At 30.7% G+C, this 25,546-nt stretch carries 24 protein-coding genes and 7 tRNA genes; all 31 read right to left on the bottom strand.

Going from position 1 to position 25,546, the window contains the following annotated elements:
* Positions 1–436 precede the first annotated feature (436 nt).
* Positions 437–1,816: a UDP-N-acetylmuramoyl-L-alanine--D-glutamate ligase gene (gene murD / locus ABDZ69_RS11065; RefSeq protein ID WP_343769662.1), complete on the bottom strand. Its 1,380-nt coding sequence runs from the start codon at positions 1,814–1,816 to the stop codon at positions 437–439.
* Positions 1,817–2,206: 390 nt separating this feature from the next.
* On the bottom strand, positions 2,207–3,598 hold the full coding sequence (locus tag ABDZ69_RS11070) for a glycine--tRNA ligase (RefSeq protein ID WP_343769663.1): 1,392 nt from the start codon (positions 3,596–3,598) through the stop codon (positions 2,207–2,209).
* Between the two features lie 285 nt (positions 3,599–3,883).
* Positions 3,884–3,958, bottom strand: a tRNA-Asn gene (locus ABDZ69_RS11075).
* A gap of 97 nt (positions 3,959–4,055) precedes the next feature.
* Positions 4,056–5,567, bottom strand: coding sequence for a lysine--tRNA ligase (gene lysS / locus ABDZ69_RS11080; protein WP_343769664.1), 1,512 nt, complete (start codon positions 5,565–5,567; stop codon positions 4,056–4,058).
* Between the two features lie 19 nt (positions 5,568–5,586).
* On the bottom strand, positions 5,587–6,066 hold the full coding sequence (greA, locus tag ABDZ69_RS11085) for a transcription elongation factor GreA (RefSeq protein ID WP_343769665.1): 480 nt from the start codon (positions 6,064–6,066) through the stop codon (positions 5,587–5,589).
* A 146-nt stretch (positions 6,067–6,212) separates the two neighbouring features.
* On the bottom strand, positions 6,213–7,040 hold the full coding sequence (locus tag ABDZ69_RS11090) for a hypothetical protein (protein WP_343769667.1): 828 nt from the start codon (positions 7,038–7,040) through the stop codon (positions 6,213–6,215).
* A gap of 58 nt (positions 7,041–7,098) precedes the next feature.
* The gene (gene dusB / locus ABDZ69_RS11095; RefSeq protein WP_343769669.1) at positions 7,099–8,070 is read right to left on the bottom strand and encodes a tRNA dihydrouridine synthase DusB; all 972 of its coding nucleotides are present in this window, start codon (positions 8,068–8,070) and stop codon (positions 7,099–7,101) included.
* An 8-nt stretch (positions 8,071–8,078) separates the two neighbouring features.
* The gene (locus ABDZ69_RS11100; RefSeq protein ID WP_343769671.1) at positions 8,079–8,858 is read right to left on the bottom strand and encodes a type III pantothenate kinase; all 780 of its coding nucleotides are present in this window, start codon (positions 8,856–8,858) and stop codon (positions 8,079–8,081) included.
* Positions 8,859–9,033: 175 nt separating this feature from the next.
* A complete protein-coding gene (locus tag ABDZ69_RS11105) occupies positions 9,034–10,068 on the bottom strand; it encodes a DUF4179 domain-containing protein (RefSeq protein WP_343769673.1) in 1,035 nt (344 codons plus the stop codon).
* Entirely contained in the window at positions 10,043–10,654 is a 612-nt protein-coding gene (locus ABDZ69_RS11110) for a sigma-70 family RNA polymerase sigma factor (RefSeq protein ID WP_343769675.1), read from the bottom strand. Before ABDZ69_RS11110 ends, ABDZ69_RS11105 begins: the two co-directional genes overlap by 26 nt.
* Before the next feature lie 123 nt (positions 10,655–10,777).
* Positions 10,778–11,161: a thioesterase family protein gene (locus tag ABDZ69_RS11115; RefSeq protein WP_343769677.1), complete on the bottom strand. Its 384-nt coding sequence runs from the start codon at positions 11,159–11,161 to the stop codon at positions 10,778–10,780.
* 28 nt (positions 11,162–11,189) lie between these two features.
* Positions 11,190–12,995, bottom strand: a complete 1,806-nt coding sequence (ftsH, locus tag ABDZ69_RS11120; protein ID WP_343769679.1) for an ATP-dependent zinc metalloprotease FtsH — start codon at positions 12,993–12,995, stop codon at positions 11,190–11,192.
* A gap of 79 nt (positions 12,996–13,074) precedes the next feature.
* On the bottom strand, positions 13,075–13,611 hold the full coding sequence (gene hpt / locus ABDZ69_RS11125) for a hypoxanthine phosphoribosyltransferase (protein ID WP_343769681.1): 537 nt from the start codon (positions 13,609–13,611) through the stop codon (positions 13,075–13,077).
* Positions 13,608–14,993: a tRNA lysidine(34) synthetase TilS gene (tilS, locus tag ABDZ69_RS11130; protein WP_343769683.1), complete on the bottom strand. Its 1,386-nt coding sequence runs from the start codon at positions 14,991–14,993 to the stop codon at positions 13,608–13,610. The genes hpt and tilS overlap by 4 nt, the downstream gene beginning before the upstream one ends.
* Before the next feature lie 100 nt (positions 14,994–15,093).
* On the bottom strand, positions 15,094–17,481 hold the full coding sequence (gene spoIIE / locus ABDZ69_RS11135) for a stage II sporulation protein E (RefSeq protein WP_343769685.1): 2,388 nt from the start codon (positions 17,479–17,481) through the stop codon (positions 15,094–15,096).
* Positions 17,482–17,701: 220 nt separating this feature from the next.
* Positions 17,702–17,778 (bottom strand) — tRNA-Met (locus tag ABDZ69_RS11140).
* A gap of 12 nt (positions 17,779–17,790) precedes the next feature.
* Positions 17,791–17,866: transfer RNA gene (locus tag ABDZ69_RS11145), tRNA-Met, on the bottom strand.
* Positions 17,867–17,876: 10 nt separating this feature from the next.
* A tRNA-Leu gene (locus ABDZ69_RS11150) sits at positions 17,877–17,965 on the bottom strand.
* 7 nt (positions 17,966–17,972) lie between these two features.
* Positions 17,973–18,049 (bottom strand) — tRNA-Met (locus ABDZ69_RS11155).
* Between the two features lie 12 nt (positions 18,050–18,061).
* A tRNA-Met gene (locus tag ABDZ69_RS11160) sits at positions 18,062–18,137 on the bottom strand.
* Positions 18,138–18,148: 11 nt separating this feature from the next.
* Positions 18,149–18,237 (bottom strand) — tRNA-Leu (locus ABDZ69_RS11165).
* 107 nt (positions 18,238–18,344) lie between these two features.
* Complete coding sequence (locus tag ABDZ69_RS11170; RefSeq protein ID WP_343769687.1) at positions 18,345–18,758, bottom strand: S1 domain-containing RNA-binding protein; 414 nt, start codon at positions 18,756–18,758, stop codon at positions 18,345–18,347.
* A 53-nt stretch (positions 18,759–18,811) separates the two neighbouring features.
* Positions 18,812–19,087, bottom strand: coding sequence for an FtsB family cell division protein (locus tag ABDZ69_RS11175; protein WP_343769689.1), 276 nt, complete (start codon positions 19,085–19,087; stop codon positions 18,812–18,814).
* Between the two features lie 87 nt (positions 19,088–19,174).
* Complete coding sequence (gene yabQ / locus ABDZ69_RS11180; protein ID WP_343769691.1) at positions 19,175–19,573, bottom strand: spore cortex biosynthesis protein YabQ; 399 nt, start codon at positions 19,571–19,573, stop codon at positions 19,175–19,177.
* 9 nt (positions 19,574–19,582) lie between these two features.
* Entirely contained in the window at positions 19,583–19,870 is a 288-nt protein-coding gene (yabP, locus tag ABDZ69_RS11185; RefSeq protein WP_343769693.1) for a sporulation protein YabP, read from the bottom strand.
* 96 nt (positions 19,871–19,966) lie between these two features.
* On the bottom strand, positions 19,967–20,230 hold the full coding sequence (locus ABDZ69_RS11190) for an RNA-binding S4 domain-containing protein (RefSeq protein ID WP_343769695.1): 264 nt from the start codon (positions 20,228–20,230) through the stop codon (positions 19,967–19,969).
* Between the two features lie 75 nt (positions 20,231–20,305).
* Positions 20,306–20,599: an HU family DNA-binding protein gene (locus tag ABDZ69_RS11195; RefSeq protein ID WP_343769920.1), complete on the bottom strand. Its 294-nt coding sequence runs from the start codon at positions 20,597–20,599 to the stop codon at positions 20,306–20,308.
* Positions 20,600–20,677: 78 nt separating this feature from the next.
* On the bottom strand, positions 20,678–22,141 hold the full coding sequence (gene yabN / locus ABDZ69_RS11200; RefSeq protein ID WP_343769697.1) for a bifunctional methyltransferase/pyrophosphohydrolase YabN: 1,464 nt from the start codon (positions 22,139–22,141) through the stop codon (positions 20,678–20,680).
* Complete coding sequence (locus ABDZ69_RS11205; RefSeq protein WP_343769699.1) at positions 22,104–23,690, bottom strand: putative polysaccharide biosynthesis protein; 1,587 nt, start codon at positions 23,688–23,690, stop codon at positions 22,104–22,106. The genes yabN and ABDZ69_RS11205 overlap by 38 nt, the downstream gene beginning before the upstream one ends.
* Before the next feature lie 163 nt (positions 23,691–23,853).
* Positions 23,854–24,405 (bottom strand): stage V sporulation protein T, encoded by a 552-nt coding sequence (spoVT, locus tag ABDZ69_RS11210; protein ID WP_343769701.1) that lies wholly within the window; start codon positions 24,403–24,405, stop codon positions 23,854–23,856.
* A gap of 120 nt (positions 24,406–24,525) precedes the next feature.
* Entirely contained in the window at positions 24,526–25,530 is a 1,005-nt protein-coding gene (locus tag ABDZ69_RS11215) for a peptidylprolyl isomerase (RefSeq protein WP_343769702.1), read from the bottom strand.
* Positions 25,531–25,546 lie beyond the last annotated feature (16 nt).

A 25,546-nucleotide genomic window follows, 5' to 3' on the forward strand; every position in this document is an offset into this window, starting at 1 on the left:
TGAGCCAGGATCAAACTCTCAATTTTAAAGTTGACCTTTTGCTCAAGATGATATTTTTATCATCCATTATTTTGATTCTTTATAGAATCGACTGGCTTAATGTACTCTGTTTAATTTTCAAAGACCATTGCCCCTAAAGGACTACTTTATATTATCATTTGCGCTTTACATTGTCAAGAAGATTTTTAATATTAAATTAACTTATTTAATCTCTTTGAACTTAGTAAGTGAAATGACAAAAGCTATTCTATCATATAAGCCTATATTGGACATGCATTGAGTTATTGTTATTTTACATTATTTCTATAATACTTACTCTACCTTTGTTTTTCGTATAAATTCATATATAGATACACCAGATACAGTTGAAAGTTATACTATAAAAAAAGAATTAAAAGTTTACTTAAACTCTTAATTCTTATCTATAAATATTTAGTTATTCAATATTGTTTACTATAGCTTTAAATTTATTTCCTCTTTCCTCAAAATTAGCAAACATATCAAAGCTTGCACAAGCAGGAGAAAGAGATACCACATCTCCTCTTGAAGATATCTTTAAAGACACTTCAACAGCTTCTTCAAGAGAATCTACTATATATATAGGTATTGCGCAGTTATTTTTTTTCATAATATCTTCAAAAACTTTTCTTATCTTATCTTTTGTAGTCCCTAAAAGAACTAAACTTTTTAAAAAGCTATATCCCTCTTCCGCTAGTTCATCAAAGGATATATTTTTATCATATCCACCTGCAATTAGTATAATAGGCTTGTTAAAAGCTTTAAGCGCAGCTAAAGTCCTTGTTGGGCTTGAAGCTATTGAATCATTATAAAAATCTACTTCCTTTACTCTCTTAACAAACTCCATTCTATGGGGGACTCCTGAAAAGTTTATTGCTACTTTTCTCATAGCTTCTATAGATACTTCACCACTAACACAGCAAAATGCAGCTAAAAGATTTTCTACATTATGCATTCCCTTCAGCTTCATTTCTGACACATTGCAAATCTTCTTGTCACCATTGAACAAGTCCCCTTGATTATAATAAGCTCCATTTAAAAGCTTATCCTTTATACTAAATTGAATAACTTTTCCTTTACTCTCCTTAGTCATTTCATTTGTTATTTCATTATCTTTATTTAAAATTAATAAGCTATCCTCTTCTGCAAATTTAAATATATTCTTTTTAGCATTTATATATTCTTCCATATCCTTATGTATATCTAAATGATTTGGACTTATATTAGTAATCAATGCTACATCTATTGAACATTCTATTGTCATTAATTGAAAGCTAGATAACTCTAGTACTACCTTATCATCTTCTTTTATCTCTTCAATTCTAGCAAACAAAGGAGTTCCTATATTTCCTCCTACCCATGTATTATATCCCTCTTCCTTAAGCATATTATATACAAGTGTAGTAGTAGTGGTCTTTCCATCGCTTCCTGTTATTCCAAAAACTTTAGCTGGACAATATCTTATAAATTCCTCCATCTCCGAGGTTATATACGCTCCACTTTCTTTAGCCTTTAATAATTCAGGTAAATCTGCTCTCATAGATGGGGTTTTAAATATAACATCATATCCTTCTAACTTATTTAAATAATCTCCTCCTAAAACTAAGTCTATATTTTTATCTTTTAAATCTACTGCTACTTTTCCTAATTGCTCCTCAGTTTTTTTATCAAAAGCTGTAACTTTAGCACCTAATTTTATTAGTAGATCTATTAAAGGTCTATTGCTCACTCCTACTCCTAGTACAGCAGTTTTCTTATTTCTTATATACTCCTTAAATTCATCAAAGTTTCTTTTCATATTTCCCTCCAAATTAATTCAGTTTCTAATATAAATTATATCATCTTTAGCCCATTCTATATAATTAAAATATAAAATTCATCCTTTTTTATAGCGTCAAATTTATTATTATTTGTATGTCGAACTAAGTCGAAATTGTGAGAATAAATTTAATATAAAGACTTTTTTATCGGTTATTGCAATATTATGCATTGCTGTGTTATACTAAGAATGTGCCGTAAGGAAACATTAATATAATTCCCCAAGTTTTAATTGAACATATAACATATCCCCATGATTAAACCCTATTTAGCCGGTATAGATACGTAGTACCGGCTCTTTTTTTATACTTTTTTATATAGACGCAAAAAAGAGGAAGTTATGTTTCTATTCATAACTCCCTCTTTTTTATTAAAACTCCATCTTATCTTGTATATATTTTACTAGCTCATTTATATTCAATCTGATTTGTTCCATAGTATCTCTATCCCTTATTGTTACAGTATTATCCTCTAGAGTATCAAAATCCACTGTAATGCAGAAAGGAGTTCCTATTTCATCTTCTCTTCTATATCTTTTACCTATGCTACCAGCTTCATCATAATCTACATTGAAGTGTTTTGATAACATCGCATATACTTCTGTTGATTTTTCTGATAGTTTTTTTGTTAATGGAAGCACTGCAGCTTTAAATGGTGCTAATGCTGGATGTAATCTCAACACCGTTCTAACATCTCCATCTTCTAATTCCTCTTCGTCATAAGCATCTGCTAAAAAGGCTAGCGTTACTCTGTCTGCTCCTAAAGATGGCTCTACACAATAAGGAACATATCTTTTGTTAGTAACTGGATCTAAGTAAGTTAAATCCTCTCCTGAATGTTTCATATGTTGATTTAAGTCATAGTCAGTTCTGTCTGCAATTCCCCAAAGCTCTCCCCATCCAAATGGGAATAAATATTCTATATCTGCAGTAGCTTTGCTGTAAAAAGATAATTCTTCTGCAGCATGATCTCTAAATCTTAAATTATCTTGTTTCATTCCAAGATTTAATAAGAAGTTCCAGCAATAATCTTTCCAATACTTAAACCATTCTAAATCTGTATCTGGTTCACAGAAAAACTCAAGCTCCATTTGTTCAAATTCTCTTGTTCTAAAAGTAAAGTTTCCTGGAGTTATTTCATTTCTAAAAGACTTACCTATCTGAGCTATACCAAAAGGCAGTTTCTTTCTCGTAGTTCTTTGAACGTTTTTGAAGTTTACAAAAATACCTTGAGCTGTTTCTGGTCTTAAGAATATTTCTGACTTAGCATCATCCGTTACACCTTGAAAGGTTTTAAACATAAGATTAAACTTTCTTATATCTGTATAATTTTTCTTACCACATTTAGGACAAACTATATTGTTTACATCTATATATTCTTTTAATTGTTCATTACTCCATCCATCAGCAGATGCAACTTCAGCACCTAACTCTGACATATGATCTTCAACAAGTTTATCTGCTCTAAATCTAGCCTTGCACTCTTTACAATCCATCAATGGATCTGAGAATCCCCCTACATGTCCAGATGCAACCCATACTTCTCTATTCATAAGAATTGCACAGTCCACCCCTACGTTATATGGGCTTTCTTGAACAAACTTTTTCCACCAAGCTTTTTTAACATTATTTTTAAATTCCACACCAAGAGGACCATAATCCCATGAGTTTGCAAGTCCGCCATATATCTCTGACCCCGGGAATATAAAACCTCTATTTTTAGCTAAAGCTACTACTTTATCCATAGTTTTTTGAAATGACATAATTTTTCCTCCTTCATATCTTATTTTTTTGTATAAAAAAAGCAGTTACCATAAGGGACGAAAGAAATTCTTCCGCGGTTCCACCCTTTTTGGCAACAGCCCTACTCTCAACAAACACATTCAAAAGTTCCCTTCATAATAAAATTTTAGCTATTTTCACCAACCATAGCCTCTCTTAAAAATTACTATTATTACTCTTCTCCATCATCATGCACTATATTCATTTAAAATATATTTTATCAGAACTCAAATCATTGTCAATACTTAATTATCAAAAAATAAAAATGGCTCCGCGAAAAGGATTCGAACCTTCAACCTATCGGTTAACAGCCGAGTGCTCCACCGTTGAGCTATCGCGGAACGTTTATTACAAGACTTATTATATCATAACTTTTTTTAAATGCAAGTGTTTTTTTAAAAAAGACATTGGTTTTATCCAATGTCTTTTTTGTATTAATTATTGATTATTAGTAGGTTTCATAGTAGGGAATAATATAACGTCTCTTATGGAATGTGCATCCGTCAAGAACATTACAAGTCTATCTACACCTATTCCTAATCCGCCAGTTGGAGGCATTCCTATTTCTAGGGAATTTATGAAGTCTTCGTCCATCATATAAGCCTCATCATCGCCTAGTTCTTTTTCCTGTAATTGTTGCATAAATCTTTCCTTCTGAACTATAGGATCATTTAATTCTGAGTATGCATTGCATATTTCTCTTCCATATATGAATCCTTCAAATCTTTCGGTATATTCAGGATTTCCTCTTTTAACTTTTGTTAGTGGGGATATTTCTACTGGATAATCTAATATAAACGTTGGTTGAATCATATGTTTTTCTGCATATTCTTCAAACATAGCATTTAATATATCCCCTTTAGTGCAGTCTTTTAATTCCTTCTTTAATTCAACTCTCTTAGCTTTTACAATTTCTCTAGCTTCTTCATGAGTTTTAATTTCATTGAAATCTATTCCTGCATATTCCTTTACCGCATCCACCATAGTTATTCTTCTCCACGGTGGAGTTAAATCAATGTCAGTTCCTTGATAGTTTATTTTAGTAGTTCCACAAACCTTTTGGGCTACATAAGCTACCATATTCTCTGTAATTTCCATCATATCATTATAATCTGCATAGGCTTCATATAATTCTATCATAGTAAATTCCGGATTATGTCTTATACTTATTCCTTCATTTCTAAAGTTTTTACCTATTTCATATACCCTTTCAAATCCACCTACAATCAATCTCTTTAAATAAAGCTCTGTTGCTATTCTTAAGTACATATCTATATCTAAAGTATTGTGATGAGTAACAAAAGGCCTAGCCGCAGCCCCACCTGCAATTGGCGAAAGAACAGGCGTTTCTACTTCTAAATAATCTCTAGCATCTAAGAATTCTCTTATAGCTTTGATAGTTTCTATTCTCTTAAAGAATGTTTCTCTAACTTCTGCGTTCATTATTAAGTCTACATATCTTTGTCTGTATCTTAGATCTGGATCCTTCAGTCCATGCCATTTTTCTGGAAGTGGCTTTAATGACTTAGAAAGTAGTTGAAAGTCCATAATATGTACAGAAACTTCTCCTGTTTTTGTTCTAAAAACTGTTCCTGTTATAGATACAAAATCTCCAATATCAAAGGTTTTATATTCTTTTAATTTCTCTTCTCCAACATCGTTAATTTTTATATATAATTGAATTTTACCGTATCTGTCATGTATATCTGAAAAACCAGCCTTACCATGAACTCTTTTAGACATAAGTCTTCCTGCTACAGTAACCTCTTTTCCATCAAGGCTTTCAAAATCCTCTTTTATTTGTTTTGATGTGTGTGTTCTATTAACCTTATAAACATCAAATGGATCCTTACCTGCAGCCTGAAGATCAAAAAACTTTTGTCTTCTTTCCTTAATCAACTGATTAAATTCTTGTTCTTCTGTAATTAAATTCTTTTCTTCATTAGACATAGTATATCTTTCCTCCATATCAATCTTTTCTTACTGATAGTATTTCATATTTACTTACTCCATCCGGAACTGAAACTTCCACTATATCTCCTATACCTTTTCCTATAAGAGCTTTCCCTACTGGAGACTCATTGGAAATTTTATTTTCCATAGGATCTGCTTCTGCGGAGCCTACCATGAAAAATTCTACTTCTTCATCAAACTCATAATCCTTTACTTTTACAATAGTTCCTACACTAACAATATTTTCAGGTATTTCGCTTTCATCAATTATAGATGCATTCTTAAGCATATTTTCAAGTTGCATTATTCTTCCTTCAACAAAAGCTTGTTCATTTTTTGCTTCATCATATTCAGAGTTCTCACTTAAGTCTCCAAAAGATAATGCAACCTTTATTTTTTCTGTTATCTCTTTTCTTTTAACTGTTTTTAAATACTCTAATTCATCTTCTAATTTTTTAACTCCCTCATATGTCATGATATATTTTTTATCACTCATTTTTTTCTCCCCTTTTAAATTCTTTTAATGTAATACCTCTATATATTATTATGTTGCCTTAATATTTATGCCTTAACACAAAGCAACTATTTAACAATCATTTAAGTTATTATAAATCACCCTAATAATCAATGTCAACTTATGCACTATTTAAATAATAGTACTTTGTTATTAAATAGTATGTGATTTAAGTAAACCCCATTATACCGTAAAGATTTTTCTACATCCTTTTCTTCCATTTGACAAAGTATCGCTCCTAATAGCTCTAAGGAAATTCCATTTTCACCAAACCAAGGAGTAAAGTAAGTAACATCATTTATATATTGTAAGCTACTATTTTCACCAACAAATAAATTGTCTAAAAACCAGGTAGGTTTTTCCGTTTTTAAATTCTCTTTTTTTGATGTTACTATAAAATCTCCAAGCTTTAGAGCATAATCTTTGTCTTTGGTAACTATAGGTGATATACCGTAATTCGCCATTACATAATCAGACAACGTCATAGCCTTCGGAATATTATTTGTTAAAAATACTATATATTTAGCAAATTTAGAAATTGTCATAACACTTTCATAAACTGATGGATCTACAGGGTCATATATTACTACACAGCCACTTCTTATACTCTTATTATTTAATCTAAATATAGTTTGTATAGTTGAAGTTATGCTATAAGCTAAAAGGTCTTTTTGAAACTTACTATAAAAATTATAATCCACTTTCCTCCATACCCTAGGCGCTATATATCCACTTTCTTTTTTAAAATATCTTTTTGCTGTTTCAATATTTTTAATGTATGCATTGAGATTGAGATTCATGGGAAATTTTATATTCTTTATATTTAAGTTTAAATCTTTTACATAATGTTCATCAGTTAACTTAATAGTTAATCTATCTTTTACCCTTGCGACTATATCATGTCTTTCATATACCTTACAATTTTTAGGTTGTTCAATTAAAAGTATAGGCTTCATAATACTATATCCTTTACATTGATATAGTCTATTTATATGATTATTGCCTTTATATAATTCAATCTTTCATTACATATTCTTTGTAACTTTCCAATATACTTATTAAATTATACGCCTTATCTTCTGAATTTACTAAAGTTTTTATTTTAGTACAATCTTTTAAACCTTTTATATACCAAGCAATATGTTTTTTCATTTCTCTTACAGCCTTATTCTCTCCATGATAATGTATAGCTCTTTTTACATGCTCTATACAAGTGTCTATTATCTCTTGATCACTGGGATGAGTTACAGGCTTACCATTTAGTTTTTGGTGAATTTGCTTAAATATCCAAGGGTTTCCTAAGGCTCCTCTACCAATCATTATTCCATCACAATTTGTAACTTTTACTATTCTCTCTGCATCTTCAGGATTAAATACATCTCCATTTCCTATTACAGGAATGGACACACTTTCTTTTACTCTTCTTATTATTTCCCAGTCAGCTTCTCCTTCATACATCTGCTGTCTTGTCCTTCCATGAATAGTAATACAATCTACACCAGATTCTTCCAATATTTTTGCGAACTCTACGGCATTGATATTATTTTCGTCATACCCTTTTCTAAACTTGACCGTTACAGGTTTATTCGTAGAAGCTTTTACCCTCTTTACTATTTCTGATGCCAACTTTGGATTTTTCATCAAAGCAGCTCCCTCTCCATTTTTCACTATCTTAGGAGCAGGGCATCCCATATTTATATCAATTAAGCATATATCTTCAATATGGTTAAAATAATCACATATTCTCCCCATAACTTCTGGTTCATGACCGAAAATCTGAACAGCTATAGGAACCTCATCTTTAGAAAACCGCAACATTTCCTTAGTATTTTCATTATTATAGTCTAGAGCTTTAGCACTTATCATCTCAGTATATACAAGACCACAGCCCTTTTCTTTGCACAACCCTCTAAAAGCTATATCTGTAACTCCAGCTAGTGGAGCTAAAAAAACATTATTTTCAAATTCTAAATTGGATATTTTCATTAAGAGTTTTACTCCTTATTTTTTTCATAAATTATTCTTAATCCTACTAATGTTAAGTAAGGATCTACCACATCTATGCTTCCTGCTTCTTCACTTATTAGTTTTGCTAATCCGCCAGTAGCAATGACAATTGGCTCCTCTTCACCCATGGCTATCATTTCTGATTTCATCTTACTTACAATAAACTCTACTAAACCACCATAGCCATATATCATCCCCGCTTGCATACTTGCTACAGTATTCTTGCAAATAACTGTCGAGGGTTTAACTAATTCAACTCTTGGAAGTTTAGCAGCCTTTTGAAATAAAGCTTCTAAAGATATCTTTATTCCTGGACATATGGTTCCTCCTAGATAATCCCCTTCTTTTGTTATTGCACAAAAGGTTGTAGCTGTACCAAAATCAATTAATATTAAAGGTTTTTTATATATTTCATGAGCAGCCACTGCATTTACAATTCTATCTGCTCCAACTTCCTTAGGATTATCATATTTAATATTTATTCCCGTTCTAACTCCTGGTCCAACTATTATTGGTTTTAATTCAAAGTATTTGGAAATCATATGTTCTATTGAATACATAATATTAGGTACTACTGAAGATATTATAACTCCTTCTACATCGGAAGGGTCAATTTTATTTTGCAAAAATAATTGCATTACTTGAATACCATATTCATCTGCAGTCCTTATAGGGTCTGTTGATAACCTCCAATCCACTATAAGTTCTTTATCTTTATATAGCCCTATAACAATATTGGTATTACCTGCATCCAAAACCAAAATCAAAGTTAACACCACTTTCTTTATTAATTTAATCTTTACTGTCTTTTTGTATTATGCAGAAAAATCCAGTAATTATACATAGATATTTACATACACACAATTATAAGTTATAAAAGAGTATCTGTAAATTAAAAATCAACAGATACTCTTTTATTTAACAATTAATTCAATTATTGTTTTACTCTTTTAAGGATATTTCTCCTATTACCACTTTAGATTCATCTTTTTTATTATATTCTATGATTATTTTTTCAGGTATTTCTTCCACATAGTCAAATTTATAAAGTCCTTCATACTTATATCCTAATCTTAGGGAATTGCAACTTAATGAAGCCCCCCTCTCATTAAAATCATTTTCACTCCTAAATTTTATGTTGCTATATTCAAATTCTTTATCCGCTTTAAAGGTTATTGCTGTAGATATAGATGAGAAAGTTATTTTATCTATAACAAGCTCTATTTCTTCTCCTTTTCCGTCAATAAAAGTATATTTGGTATTAACATCAAAAGATTTTATACTATCTCTCATTTTACCTTTTGTTGCATCAAACTTAAATGCCCAATTTCCCTTTACATTGCCTATTTCATTAAAACTAATATCCATGGTGAAATCATCTGGTATGTCATTATTCTTTATTTCATAGTCCATCATTACCTGAACTGTGTTTTGGTCAATTATTTCATGTCTTCCTCCAGCTCCTCCTCTAATTTCTTTATTGTTAATTTTAATAGACTTACTTGGAGCATACGGGAATGGGCCTTGAGCCTTATTAATTATATCTTCTATTTTTTCTTCAGTCTTTATAGTATATATTATCATAAGGCTATAATCATCCATGGTAATTTCATTTAGAGTTACTTCATATCCTTTATCCTTTACGCTTTCTCCTATGACTTGCGTGTAGTCTTCAAACTTTCCACTATAATTAAATTTAGAAAATAAAGTATTTATATATGGAGCCTTTGCTATACCTATCTTATCCGCTAATACACTATTGTTTAACATCACCGCGGAAACTCCTAATGCTAAAAGTAGTGACGCTACCCAAACTCTATATTTCCTCTTTCTATTTCCACGGTAATTTTTATTTATTGAGCTTTTGAATCTATTTTTTATTCTTTTCATAGTTACATCATCAATATCCATTACTTCATTCTCTATAGAATTTAAATCCAAAGTAATATCATTAAAATGCTCGTATACACTTTTCATCACTATATACCTCCTTAGACTCTTTATATTTACTTTTCAACTGACTTCTGCCTCTTGATAATCTTGTATACACTGAACTTTTAGATAATTTCAATGATGCAGCTATATCTTCAATGGACTGTTCCAAATAATACCTCATTATAAATATCTTCTTATCTGTATCATTCATTTTATTTATGTCATTATATAACTCTTCTTTTTGTTCTTTTAATATTAAACTTTCTTCTATAGAAAAATCTGAAACTTCATTACACTCTTCAAACTGTAGCACACGTTTTTCATTAACTAATTTTCTATAATAATCTATGGATTTATATCTAGCTATAACGCAAATCCAATTTTTAAACTTTCTTTCTTCTCCTTCTAATTTAATATTGTATTCTCCAGAATACTTCTCAATATTTTCCCATATGTTTAATAATACATCATTCATGCATTCTTCTAAAATTCCCTTATCATTAAAACTGCCTAAGGTTTTATATATCACCGTATAAAGAAGTCTTCCATATTTATTAACTAAAAAATCCATAGCCTGTGGATCTTTTACTTTAATCTTGTGTATAAAATTCTTTTCTGTTATTCCCAAGACCTGTACCTCCCTCCATATAATCTAAAGAGCTCTTCATTTATTATTACGTGTAGTAGAAGTATTTTCTTACACAAATAAAAAAAGAAGATATAGGATTAATCCCATATCTTCTTTCATATATTACTTTATTCTCTCCATAAAATCCTTGCTATTTACTATATATCTAACATGGGTACCTTCTCCAATTTTGCCTAGTTCATCCCAAGCATTAACCTTGAAGAAAAGCTTTTTTCCATCTATTTTTTCTAAAACAGCTTCACCTTTTACCTTCATATTTAATGGAGTAGCTTTAATATGTTTTACACTTATGTCTATACCAACAGTAGTAAATTCACTAGTTAAATGAGATCCTACACAGCCCTTAGCAGCATTTTCCATAAGACCTATCATTGCTGGTGTTGCAAAAACTGGCAAATCTCCTGAACCATGCTCTATGGCGGTGTCCTTTTCACTAACTGTAATTTCAACTATTGAGTTAATACCTTCTTTTAAATCAAAACTCATTTTAATCACTCATCTCTACTTTTTATAGTTAGTTACCACTAAATATTTCTTCAAATTCATCAGCTTCAAGCTTTTCTCTTTCTAACAAAGCTACGGCTACTGCATGAAGTTTATTTATATTTTCAGTAAGTAATGTCTGAGCTTTTTTATATCCTGTATCAATTAAGTTTCTTACTTCCTTATCAATCTTAGATGAAACTTCTTCACTAAAGTTTCTACCTTTATTATAATCTCTTCCCAAGAAAACTTCTTCATGACCGCTTCCAAAGGCTATTGGTCCTAGTTCTTCACTCATTCCATAGTCCATAATCATTTTTCTAGCTATAGTAGTAGCCCTTTCAATGTCGTTTTTAGCGCCAGTGCTAATATCTCCAAGTACAAGTTTTTCAGCTACTCTTCCACCTAGTAATCCTACTATTTGATCTTCTAGCTTAGATTTGGACATATATGAACTATCCTTTTCAGGTAAATGCATAGTATATCCGCCTGCCATTCCTCTTGGAATTATGCTTATTTGATGAACAGGATCAGCATTTGGCAACAGTTTCATTACCACAGCGTGACCTGCTTCATGGTATGCTGTAAGTTTTCTATCATCTTCATCAATAACTCTACTCTTCTTTTCAGGTCCAGCTATTACTCTAGTTACTGCTTCTTCTAATTCTTCCATAGTAATTTCTTTTTTATCTTTTCTCACTGTTAAAAGTGCTGATTCATTCATTAAGTTTTCTAAATCGGCACCAGTAAATCCTGGTGTTCTTTTAGCTAAAATATCTAGCTTAACTTCTGTTGACAGTGGTTTATTTTTTGAATGAACCTTTAATATTTCTTCTCTTCCCTTTACATCTGGAGCTCCTACAAGAATTTGTCTATCAAATCTTCCAGGTCTTAATAATGCAGGGTCTAAAATATCAGGTCTATTTGTAGCGGCAATCATTATTATTCCTTCATTTACCGCAAATCCATCCATTTCAACTAGTAATTGATTTAGTGTTTGCTCTCTTTCATCATGACCTCCACCAAATCCAGCTCCCCTTTGTCTACCAACTGCATCTATTTCATCTATAAATATTATACATGGAGCATTTTTCTTCGCTTGGTCAAATAAATCCCTAACTCTTGATGCACCAACACCAACAAACATTTCTACGAAATCGGAACCGGAAATGCTAAAGAAGGGAACTCCCGCTTCTCCTGCTATTGCTTTCGCAAGCAATGTTTTACCTGTTCCTGGAGGCCCTACTAACAAAACACCCTTAGGTATTCTAGCTCCCATTTCTATATATCTTTTAGGTTGTTTTAAGAAATCAACTATTTCAGCTAATTCCTCTTTTTCTTCATCAGCTCCCGCAACATCATCAAAGGTTACTTTCCGTTTATCCGGAGTAGCCATCTTAGCCCTACTCTTTCCAAAATTCATTACATTTCTATTTCCTCCACCTTGAGATTGTTGCATGAACATAAACCAAAATATTACGAACATCAAGATTACTATAGCACTAGGAAGGAAATTCACCCATATAGGCGTTTTTGCAGGAAGTAAATAACTCTCTCCAATCTCTCCACCTTTATCGTATTTATTTATAAAGTCGTTTAATCTTGCAAAGGGAACTATTGTCTCATATTGAGTTCCATCCTTTAGAGTACCGACTACAGTCATTCCATCTTCTTTTACCTCAAAGCCTTTTATACTATCGTCTCTCCAATATTTTTGAAATTGGTTAAAACTAATTCTTGTTGAAGGTTCATTAGTTCTTGCTAAATATAATGCTGAAAATATAACTAATACAAATATAACAACCCAGGCCGTTGCGCTTGAAAACTTTTTATTCATTATTGGCCCCCCTCTCTTTCTAATTATACTGTAAAATTGTATCACATGTGAAAATTGTTTACAATATTGTTAATATTAATTATTTATAAACTTCCTCTTTTAAAATACCTACATATGGTAAATTTCTATATTTCTCTGCGTAATCAAGTCCATATCCTACCAAAAAGAAGTCTGCTGCTTTAAAACCTACATATTTAGCATCTATTTGAACCATTCTTCTTTCAGGCTTATTTAATAGTGCTGCAATTTCTATAGAAGCTGGTTTTCTTCCCTTTAAGTAATCAACTAAATATCTTAATGTAGTTCCTGTATCTATTATATCTTCAACTATTAAAACATGCTTATCTTCTATTTCAAAATCCAAGTCTTTTAAGATTCTAACAACTCCTGATGTAGTTGATGAATTACCATAACTGGATACTGCCATAAAATCTATAGAGCATGGAATATCTATTTCTTTAATTAAGTCTGCCATGAATGGAACAGAACCCTTAAGTACTCCTATTAACAATAGATCTTTTCCCCTATAATCTTTACTTATCTGCTTTCCTATTTCCTTAACTTTTTCTCTTATTTGGTCTTCACTAAATAGCACTTCTTTAATATCATCTTTCATTCTTCTGCCTCTCTTTCAATACTAATTTTTAATATATTTTTTGTAGATTTTTCAATCTTAAAATCTTCACTAATTCTATAACCAATTACCCAGGCAATTTCTTCTCCAAAACATATAAGAGGGATATCATTCCTTTTTTCTTTGGGTATCTTCAAATCTATAAATAAATCCTTTAACTTTTTACTTCCCTTCATTCCTAAAGGCTTGATTCTATCTCCATCTTTTCTATATCTTAAAACTATATTTTTAGTTATTTTATCATAATCAAAAAATTTTATATACTGTTCTTCTTTTATCAAAATATCTTTTGAAGTTAACATTTCTAAGTTTACAGTCATGTTTTCTTTTATATCATTTCGCCCTAAGTGCAATTCATATTGTTCCCTTGTATCATTTTTATAATCCTTATCTCTTTTTAAAATATGAATATCCTCATAATTATTTAAAGCTATAAGTTCTTTGGGTAGTTCTATTATCTTTCCCGTTCCCAGCTTATGTAACTTTATAATATTATCAATATGTACCTTTTCAAAATTTAGTAGATTCCCTTGCAATGAATTTATAGCATTTCTTATAACCCTACTAATTATCGCTCGAGGCTCTAAAAACAATTCTTTTAATAAAATCACTCTATCTTGTTCCTCTTGAGCATATTTATTATAAATCTCTTTACTTATAAAGTCCATAAATTCAATATCCCACTCTATATTTTCCACAAGCCTATTTATAGATTGAACAATATTACTATTAAAATTTTCTTTTATATAGGGGATTAACTCTAATCTTATTTTATTTCTAGTATAAATTGTTTCTAAATTACTTTTGTCCAGTCTAGTTTCTAAAACATTGCTTCTACAATAATCCTCAATCTCTTCTCTTGTTATCTTAATTAATGGTCTTATGTATATATTATCTCTTAAGGGCTTTATTCCTGCAAGGCCTTCAATCCCTGTCCCCCTCATTATTCTCATTAAAACAGTCTCACATTGATCATTAGCATTATGCGCTAAAGCAATCTTATTTCCATTAACTCTTTCCATGACTTCTTTAAAAAAAGTATATCTTACCTCTCTTGCTGCTGTTTCAAAAGATATCTTTTTTTCCTTAGCTATTTCATCTACCTGTATTCTTGCACTATAAAAATCAATATTATAATCTTTACAAAATTGCCTTACAAAATCCTCATCCTTATCTGCATCTTCTCCTCTTAAGCAATGATTAACATGTGCTACGTATAGTTCTATTGAATATTTTTTCTTTAATTGCCAAAGAATATGCAACAAACAAATAGAATCTGGCCCGCCTGAAACAGCAATAATTATTTTATCACCTTTACTAATCATTTGTTTCTCTTCTATTAATTGAATAACTTTTTCTATCATGTCAATCACTTCCCTAGATTTTATAATTTTTATTATAACATAAATGCGGAATAAAAAACCAGAAATCCTCAATAAGTACTATTGATTTCTGGTTTTTAAATTAATATAAAGCATATACCTTAGAAACTATTACAGTCATATCGTCTTTAACTTTTCCATTACTTAATTCTTTAGCTTTATTCATAATATCTTCACATAATTCTTCTGGATTATTATAATTGCTATTTTTTAAGTAGTCTAACATCCAATCTACTTTTCCCGCTTCTTTAATATTATAATCTAAAACCCCATCACTTAACATTACTAAAATGTCACCATTTTTTACTTGTTTTCTTATAATGTCAACATCTACTTTATCTAACACTCCTATAGGTAAAGTTTTAGATTTTATAACATCTACCTTATCCTTAGATTTTATAAAACTTGGCACTGCCCCTACCTTCATAAAATCAGCCTTACCTGTATAAAGATCTACGCTACTTAAATCCACTGTCGAAAACTTTTCATTCTCTGAAAACTTTATTGTCATCAATGAGTTTACAGTATTAATTGCATTTATTTCCGTAAATCCAGTTTTCAAGAATTTTTGAATTAATTGAACTGCCGCTCCACTTTCTTGACAAGCTTCTGGCCCTGAACCCATACCATCACTTATTAATGTAATGTAGTTACCATCTTTCATTTTATCAAAAACATAACTATCTCCATTTAACTTTTCTCCATCCTTACACATTCTACCTACGTACGAGGCTATATGGTATTTAGGAGTTTCTTCTAAAGTAAGATTGCAACTTTTAGTGCACTCATCAATATTACATCCATCATTGCTAACACACATTACTTTTCCAGTAACGGAATTTATAAGAGGAAGTATTTCTTTAACACATTTATGCTTACCACCACAAGGTATCAATGATAATTTTATTACAATCCTATCTTTTCTATTGTTATAACAAAATACATTATTATACAAAATATTATTTTTCTTTAATATTCTCCTTAAATCTTTTTCTATATACTTATCAAATTGAATATCTACATCCATATTTTTGTTAATTTCCTCTACAGAATATGCAATATTGCCAATTTGATTAGCTAAGTACTCTCTGCACTCACTTAGACTTTTTCTCCACATTTCATCAATGATATAATTCTTCATAATGCTCTCTGTGTTTTCAATTAAATAAGATCTTTTTACGCATTTTCTTTCTAATTCACTTGGTATGCTTTTCTTACCACTTTCATATCCCTCTATTAGTTCTGAAAAGGCAGAATAGGTATAAAAGCTTTCCCTCTTCCAGCACATATTCCTCATATCACAACTACTACAAACTCTGTCAGCTAAATTTTCTACTAAGGCACTACTTTTACCTTTCATTCTTAGTTTATCATTATTAGCTAAACTCTCCATAGTTTTTCTCATATCTAATAATAACTGTGAAAAGTTACTTAATTTCTCGTTAAATATCTCCTTTACATTATTCACATAGTTTTCCTTTAAATTTTCACCCTTAAGTTGCCAATCTAATTCTACTTCCATTTTCTTATAATACTTTAATGGAATCATATAATACATAGACAATGCTATCAAAGCTTCCTTCATTTGGAACTGAACTCCTATGTCTGAGTAGAGTTTCAATATAGAAAACATTACAATATAAGCAATACCACTAGCCCATTTTCCCGTTTCTTTAAAAATACCAGCCATTAACCCACATACTCCATAGGTTCCTATAAATACCACCATGTTATTAGTAGATATACCTATAATCGCTCCTAAGGCGACTCCACAAGCTCCCCCTGTAGAGGAATCCTTTACGTATCCAATCATTACAACAAATGCAAGAGCTACAATATTTCTTATGGAAAGGTTAAATATGCTAATTCCCCAGGTTCCAGCTATAAATAGAGATAAAGTAATAGCAATACTGATTATTTCCTCGCTACTATATAAATATTTATTCCTATACTCTTCCATGCATATTATAGAATAATTAACAATATAATATATTGGGAATATGCAGGCCAATTCAAATAAAGCATTAAAAATTGAGAGTACTGTAGTAACATGAAAAGCAAATCTATTAAAGAGAGTTAATAGAACAAATATGATACTCATACTAATAATCAACTTTTTATTCTTGCTTTTTCCCTTATAAAAATATGTAAATACGCTTACAGCTAATGCTTGTACTATATATACCCAAATATTTTTTACCGCATAAAAAATGGATATATACCCCAAAATAGTTCCTATACCCATAACAATAGGAATTTTTTTATCTCTTTTCATGGTACCAGCTAGTAAAAATGCTATTCCAAAGGGAGCCATTAAATTAATCATAATTACTCTGCTTATAAATATACTACTAAAAAAGTATAATACATATCTTATTGGCAAAGTCATGTTAAATATCTTTTTCTTTTGTATTTCTTTATGTAAATTTCTAATCCTTTGATATGGAAGTATATCCGCTCCATATTGCATAACTTATCCCACCACCCTTATGTTTTTATTTAATTATAACAAAGGGTTATGGAAATAAATGTCATTTATTAGGAATAGTTAATATTTTTTTTAGGACATATATCTTTACCTTTTAACATAAAAATTATACTTTGGGGGAAATTTGAAGTTTGATGAGAATAAATAAAAATAATTCTATACAATCAAAAAGATTACCTTTTTTAAAAGGTAATCTTACTTATGGTAGCGGAAATAGGACTTGAACCTACGACACTCCGGGTATGAACCGAATGCTCTAGCCAGCTGAGCTATTCCGCCTTATTTCATTTTTGGTTGCGGGGGCAGGACTTGAACCTACGACCTTCGGGTTATGAGCCCGACGAGCTGCCAACTGCTCCACCCCGCGATATTAAATTTGGTGCCGAAGACCGGAATCGAACCGGTACGGTGTTTTAGCACCGCAGGATTTTAAGTCCTGTGCGTCTGCCAGTTCCGCCACTTCGGCATATATATGGTAGCGGAAATAGGACTTGAACCTACGACACTTCGGGTATGAACCGAATGCTCTAGCCAGCTGAGCTATTCCGCCATATTTAACTTTTGGTTGCGGGGGCAGGACTTGAACCTACGACCTTCGGGTTATGAGCCCGACGAGCTGCCAACTGCTCCACCCCGCGATATTAAAATTTGGTGCCGAAGACCGGAATCGAACCGGTACGGTGTTTTAGCACCGCAGGATTTTAAGTCCTGTGCGTCTGCCAGTTCCGCCACTTCGGCATTTGTGTTAGCACTTCTTGCAACATAGTCTATTATATATTAACTATTTACCTATGTCAACACTTTTTTTTAAATATATTAAAAGAGGCCGCAAAGCCTCTTATATACTAAAAACTTGAGTTTTTTCTATAGCCACGATTTCGTGCATCTTGGTTCTTTTTTATGTCTTGAAGCCTTTCCTCACTTTCCTTCATAAATTTCATCATTCTGTCCTCAAAATCTTTTGGAGAAGCTTGTTTTTCCTTTTCTTTTCCCCAATCAATTTCTATTGGTCTGACTGATTTCTTTAGTGGCATTGCTTGTTTCATAGATAAACTTATCTTTCCATTATCATCAACGGAAATTATTTTTACCTTCACTTTGTCTTTTTCCTTTAAAAAACTTCTTATGTCTTTAACGTAACTATCTGATACTTCAGATATGTGTACCAAGCCTGTTTTGCCTTCGATTTCTACAAAAGCTCCAAAGCCTGTAATGTTAACTACTGTGCCTTCTAGTATGTTTCCAGCCTTTAAGGTCATATTGAAAAAATTCCTCCTTAAAAATGTATATTAATTAATTTAAATAACAAGCATTACTTATCTGTATTATTGATAACTGCATTTTCTCCAGGCTTAATCAAATTCAATTTTTCTCTTGCGAGCTTTTCTATATATGAATCCGACTTGCTCATATCTACTTCCTCCTGGAGAGTTTTGTTTTTTTCCTTCAGTTTCTCAACTTCCAAATTCTTTTCATCAATTTGGCTTTTTATATTTTTGATAGTAATTTGTTGTTTGCCAAAAACAAAACATATATATACTATTATTACACAAAAAAGCAGATTATTTAATTTACTACGTTTTTTCATATAACAAAATATCCTTTCTATGTTTTTGGCTATCCTTTAGTTATATTCTAATGGCAATTGAATTTTTCTTCAAGTGATTTTTATAATTTACTTTACTTTTTTATTATTAATCTTATATATTATGAATTCCATTGGAAACAATATGGTATTTCTAATTATTCTCAAGAACCTTCCTAGGAAAGTTATAACAATATAAGTTAATTTTATAAACTTATTACTTATCAGTTTCAAATATAAAAGTATACCCATTGTAATAAAAAGATATACATAAAACCCAATATAAGCATAGTTAAAATATAGCAAGAATATAAATACTAAGATACTAGACAAAATCCAGAATAATATATCTTGTATATACGTTATTATTTTATTTGGATTTTCAAATCCTCTTATAATTCTATAAATGTCAAATAGTCCTCCAGTTAAAAACCCAGATGCTATACTGTAGACAACTAAATTAACCTGATGTTCTATAGATATTATCATTTTTACTCCCTACTTAAATAGCTTTGATAATAATTTTTCTTTTTCCTTTTTATTTTCCTTGTTTGTATAGACGCAAGAATTTATTGTACCATTTATTATAACCTCACCGTTTTGCACGTCTAGCTTATTCATCTTTAGTCCATCGCCTTTTATATGTAAAGTCCCAAGTATGGTATTCAAAATAATTTGTTCTTCATTGAAACTAAATACATCTACAATTCCATTTAGTGAAAGTCGTTTTCTGCTCTCCATTGTCATAATACTTTTTTCTTCTAACTTAATTTCCTTCTTTTCCATGAAATTCACCTCCAACTTTATAATATTATATGCTTATATATATTCATATAGCACTTGACTTATATTATAAAAAAGGAAAAAGACTAAAGGTTTCCTCTAGTCTTCTATGTTTTCACTTCCAGGCAATATCTCATACATTTCTTTAGCATCTTCTTTTTTTACATGTTCGGCTATGTTGATTATTTTTGCTTTTAATGACTTTTCCGCATATTTAATTTCAATGACATCATTTTCTTTAACCTCTGTACCTGGTTTTGCAACTTTGTCATTTATATACACTCTTCCATTTTCGCAAGCTTCTTTAGCTACAGTTCTTCTTTTTATAATCCTAGATACTTTTAAATATTTATCTAACCTCATGTTAACCCTCCTAATCTCTCTTAAACACAAAAAACCCAGATTTACACCTAGGTTTCTTGAAAAATATAATTATTCTTATTTATTAACTTTATCCTTGAATTCTTTTCCTGGCTTGAATACTGGAACAGTTGATTCAGGTATAGTGATTTCTTCTCTAGTCTTTGGATTTCTTCCAATTCTAGCTGCTCTTTTTCTTGTTTCAAAAGTTCCAAATCCAACCAATTGAACCTTCTCACCTTTTTCAAGAGACTCTTCAACTGATTCGATAAATGCTTTAAGAAGTATTTCAGCATCTTTCTTAGTTAATTTAGATTTTTCAGCCATACTTGTAATTAATTCTGCCTTGTTCACTTTCTTTACCTCCTTAATATTGAGTATGCTATAAAATAGCGTACTTACTATAAAATAGCATATTCTTCATCGATTTTAAAATTCCTTCTGAAATAGTTATTTATTTTCTAAATTAAATTGTTTCTTCGCTTCTTCCCATAGTTTATCCATCTCCTCTAATGTCATTTGTGTTAAATCAAATTCCATTTTAGACGCTGTTTCTTCTATGTAACCAAAGCGACGAATAAATTTCTCTATACTATAATTTAATGCATATTCGGGGTCTATGTCAAGAAATCTTGCTACATTTACCACAGAAAATATTAAATCTCCAACTTCTTCTAATATTTTTGCCCTATTATTACTTTTATATACATCTTTTATCTCATAATATTCTTCCATAACCTTAGCTAGTGCATCCTCTATATCATTCCAGTCAAAACCTACCTTAGCAGCTTTTCTTTGAACCTTTTCAGCCCTCATTAAAGCTGGTAGTGTCTTTGCTATATGCTGTAATTCTTCCGTATAGGAATTGAATCCCTTATTCTCTCTTTTTATTTTATCCCAATTATCTAAAACCTCTGAAGATGTGTTAACATTTAAATCACTAAATACATGAGGATGTCTTTTAATCATTTTATCACAAATTCCTCTTGTTACATCCATTATGTTAAAATCCCCTAATTCCTTACCTATCTGAGAATGAAAAACAATTTGAAGAAGAAGATCGCCTAACTCTTCTTCTATCATATTACTGTCGGACTTTTCAATAGCTTCAATTACTTCATAAGTTTCTTCTATCAAATACCTTTTTAAAGAATTATGATCCTGTTCCTTATCCCACGGGCATCCATTTTCTCCTCTTAATTTTCCCATTATGTCCAATAGGTCATTAAAATCTCCTACAATTTTTTTGTTTTTGGGTATATATACAGAAGTCAAATAATCTATATCCTCTTGTCTATCTAATTCATATAGCTTTATTTTTCTTATGCTCTCTAATTCCTTTATCCCTGCAGCTCTTACAAAATATATTTCTTCTTCATCTCCATAATAGTTCATCAATGTTAATTTTACCTCTGAAGCAATAAACTTATTATAAACCTGAGTTATAATAGTATTTACCCTTCTATCTAAAATTCCTTCTTCTAGTCCAAAGGCATCTATTATTTTTAACCCTTTTATAGGATCTATTTCTAAACTTTCAATTATGGCATCTACAAAGCTTACTGCTGGATATATCTTATACTCTACATTTTTTTCCTTACAAAGCTTTATTAAATTATCTACTGACTTTTCCGCAACTAATGGATGTCCTGGCACTGCATATACTAGATTTTCACAAACTTCATGTCTCTCTACTAACTCTTCAGCAATAGACATATATACTTTATCAAAACTATTCATCTCATCATATTTATAGTCAAAGCTTTCGAAAGTAACTTCTAGGCCTTTTATATATTCTACCACTGGATGTTTCTCTGTTCTTAGGTAAATATCTTTATACTCTTTAAGTATTTTTATAACTCCCAATGTCAATGCATCACTGTTTCCTGGCCCTAAACCTATAATTTTTATCATCTATCTCTCTCCTTTTCTTATGTAAAATCTTCCCCCTAAAATATTCAAAGTTAAAAATCCTCATTGCGAAAATTAGTATAGCGTATATTATCACACCTGAAAGTATAGATATTACAGAAGTTAACTTGTCATTCTGAATTACTATATTTAATCTAAAGTTTATAAGCATAACTGACGATATCATAATTATAGATGCAATGAATGGTTTTATAAATATATTATACCAATTTAATCTAACCTTTAGGATTATTTTTAATAATAATATATTCATAATTGCAACCACGAAATATCCTCCAATAGAGCTTATAACGGCTCCATAAACATTAATACTCTTTATTGGTACTAACTTCATCGTTAAAAAAATCTTCATAATACAACCTAATATTAAGGGGATTACCGGAGCAAAATATTTCCCCACTCCTTGCATAATAGCTGTAGAGGTTTGCGTTAATATAATAAACGGTATTGCTATAGCCGAATATTTTAATATATCTCCTCCTCCACTATGTCCTGGAAACAATAGCTGCATTATTTGTTCAGATAAGAAAAACAATCCTAAAAATGATGGGAGAGAAATAACTGTAGCAACTTTTACTGCTAACTGTGTTTTCTCCATAACTTCAAATTTTCTATTAAGAATGTAACATTCTGCTATAATTGGAACTAAAGATGTACAAAGAGACATAGATAGGGTTAATGGAACATTTATAAGTACTGAAGCTTTACCAGTTAATTGCCCATAAAGTATTGTAGCCTCTTTATAATCAAATCCACCCTGCAAGAGCTTTTGTGGTACTAATATTGAGTCCACTAGCCCCATAACGCTTCCTATGGTAGCACCTACCGATATGGGAATGGATATGTATATTAATTTACTTAATATATCTAAATTATCCTTAACCTTTTTTACTCCAATCTCTTTTCTTATACGAATATATTTGCTGTATAGGTATATACCTCCTAGCATTCCCCCTGCAGTGGCTCCAAAAGCTGCTCCGCCAGCGGCGTACTCTATTCCCTTAGGTAATAATAAATAAGCTAGTCCAATGCCGAATACCACCCTTCCAATCTGTTCTATTATTTGAGATACAGCAGAGGGATTCATATTTTGCAAGCCTTGAAAAAAACCTCTAAAAGCACCAATGATCGAAATAAAAAGAGGAGCCATTGCAATAGCTATCAATGAGAAATACGCTTTTTCATCCCACTTAAAAAAATATATTATATACTTAGACAAGATTAATATGCTGGCTGAAAATCCTCCCCCTATAAATAGCATAAGTAGCATGGATTTCTTAAATACTTGAAATATACCTTCGTTATCTCCTAACGCTTTTCTTTCTGACACCATTTTAGATATAGCCACAGGAACTCCAGAAGCTACTGCAATAAAAAATAAATATAAGGGATATGACATCTGATAATATCCTATACCTTCATCGCCTATGAGCATTATTAGGGGCCATCTAAAAAATATTCCTAAAAATTTAGCAAAAACCCCTGATATTCCTAGTATAAAAGTACCTTTTAATAAGGATTGCTTTTTCATAATTATTACCTCCGAAAGTCTTCTAAGTATTATTTATTTAAAGAACGGTGGTAATATTACTTTTTATTGAATATTTTCATATTTTCTTGTCAATAATTTTTATGGGATAAAAATAAATGGCAGACATGCTACCATTTATTTAAGTAATTTGCCTACCATTTATTTATTGTTCCATTTGTTTACCTAAGAAGGCTGATGCAGTTTCTGCTAATTTAATTTCTATTTCTCCAAGTTTCTTACCTTCATCTTTAGAAACTATAATTACAGCTCCAATTGCATCACCTTCTGCTATTATAGGAGATATAACCTGCCCTTTATATTTATCACCAGGTTCCTCATCATCATAAAGTGCTATATATTCTGAATCTTGCTTGTATTGTACTGTTTTACGCTCATCTATAATCTTTTCCAAATCTCCACTTATTTTTTTATCTAAGTATTCTTTTTTTGATGTTCCGCTTATAGAAATGATGTTATCTCTATCGCATATAACCACTATGTTTCCCGCCGCTTGCTGCAGGGATTCTGCGTAACCTTTTGAGAACTCAGTCAATTCACCAATAGGTGAATATTTTTTTAATATAACTCCACCTTCTCTATCAGTAAATATCTCTAAAGGATCTCCCTCTCTTATTCTTAATGTCCTTCTTATTTCTTTTGGAATGACAACTCTTCCCAAATCGTCTATGCGTCTAACAATTCCTGTAGCTTTCATAATTTTTTCCTCCCTTAAATTAATATTACAAATTGTATTAATATTATCTTTCTATTTATGAAATTTTATACACAATTGTCATTTAAAAAAAGTCCCGAAATAAAATTTCGGGACTTTTTTTTAAACTAAATTTTTCTCATATTTTTCAACTTCTATTTTAGATTCTTTTTTCCAACCTTCTAGTTTAGTATTAAATTCTGTTTGTTGCTGACTGGATAATAAATTTTTCTTAATTTCTTCTTTTATAGTGTCGTATTTTTTAATTGTTATAGGTTCTTTATCTATAAGCTTGATTATATGGTAGCCAAATTGACTTTGTACTGGTTCAGATATTTCTCCTTTGTTTAACTTAACTACGGCATCTACAAAAGGTTTAACAAAATCTCCATAACCTGCTTCACCTAAATCTCCACCATTTTCCTTGGAACCATCTTTTGAGAACTCCTTTGCTAATTTAGCAAAGTCTTCACCTTTGTTTAATTTATCCTTTATGGTTTTAGCTTCAACTTCCGTATCCACTAGAATGTGAGCTGAGTGAAATTTTGCATCCTTTTCCAAGTAGCTATATATGTTTTCGTCATAATGCTTCTTTGCAACATCATCAGTTACAACTACATCTTTAACTATTTCATCTCTTACTTTCACTATAGTTATTTGCGTTTTATAGAAGTTTCTTAATTGGTCTTCAGTTACTCCCATTTTAGTTAGGTCTTCTTTAAACTTTTCCTTATTACCTTCAAAATTTGCTTTTACAATGTCATCTAAAGTTTTTTCCACTTCTTCCTTTACTTTGTTTTCATCTACTTTTAATTCTTTTGCCTTTTGAAGTATTAATTCTTCTGTAGCCATTTGTTCAATTACTTGTTTCTTAAACTCTAACATCTCTTGTTTAGCTTCTGGATTATTAATGTAGTTGTCTCCATATTGTTCTTTCATTGCTGCAATTTGCTCAGAAACTAAAGGATTTAAATCCAATTCTTCTCTAGTTATAGTTTTATCATTAACCTTTGCAACCACACTCTTTTTAATTGCCTCTGGCGTTTTTTCAATCATGCTACATCCTACTGCTGAAAAGGTCATTAGTGCTACTAAGGATGATATGATTAACTTTTTTACGTTCTTCACTACTATTCCCCCACTC

The sequence above is a fragment of the Clostridium malenominatum genome (genome assembly GCF_039521365.1).
In the GTDB taxonomy this organism is placed as follows: domain Bacteria; phylum Bacillota; class Clostridia; order Clostridiales; family Clostridiaceae; genus Clostridium_AW; species Clostridium_AW malenominatum.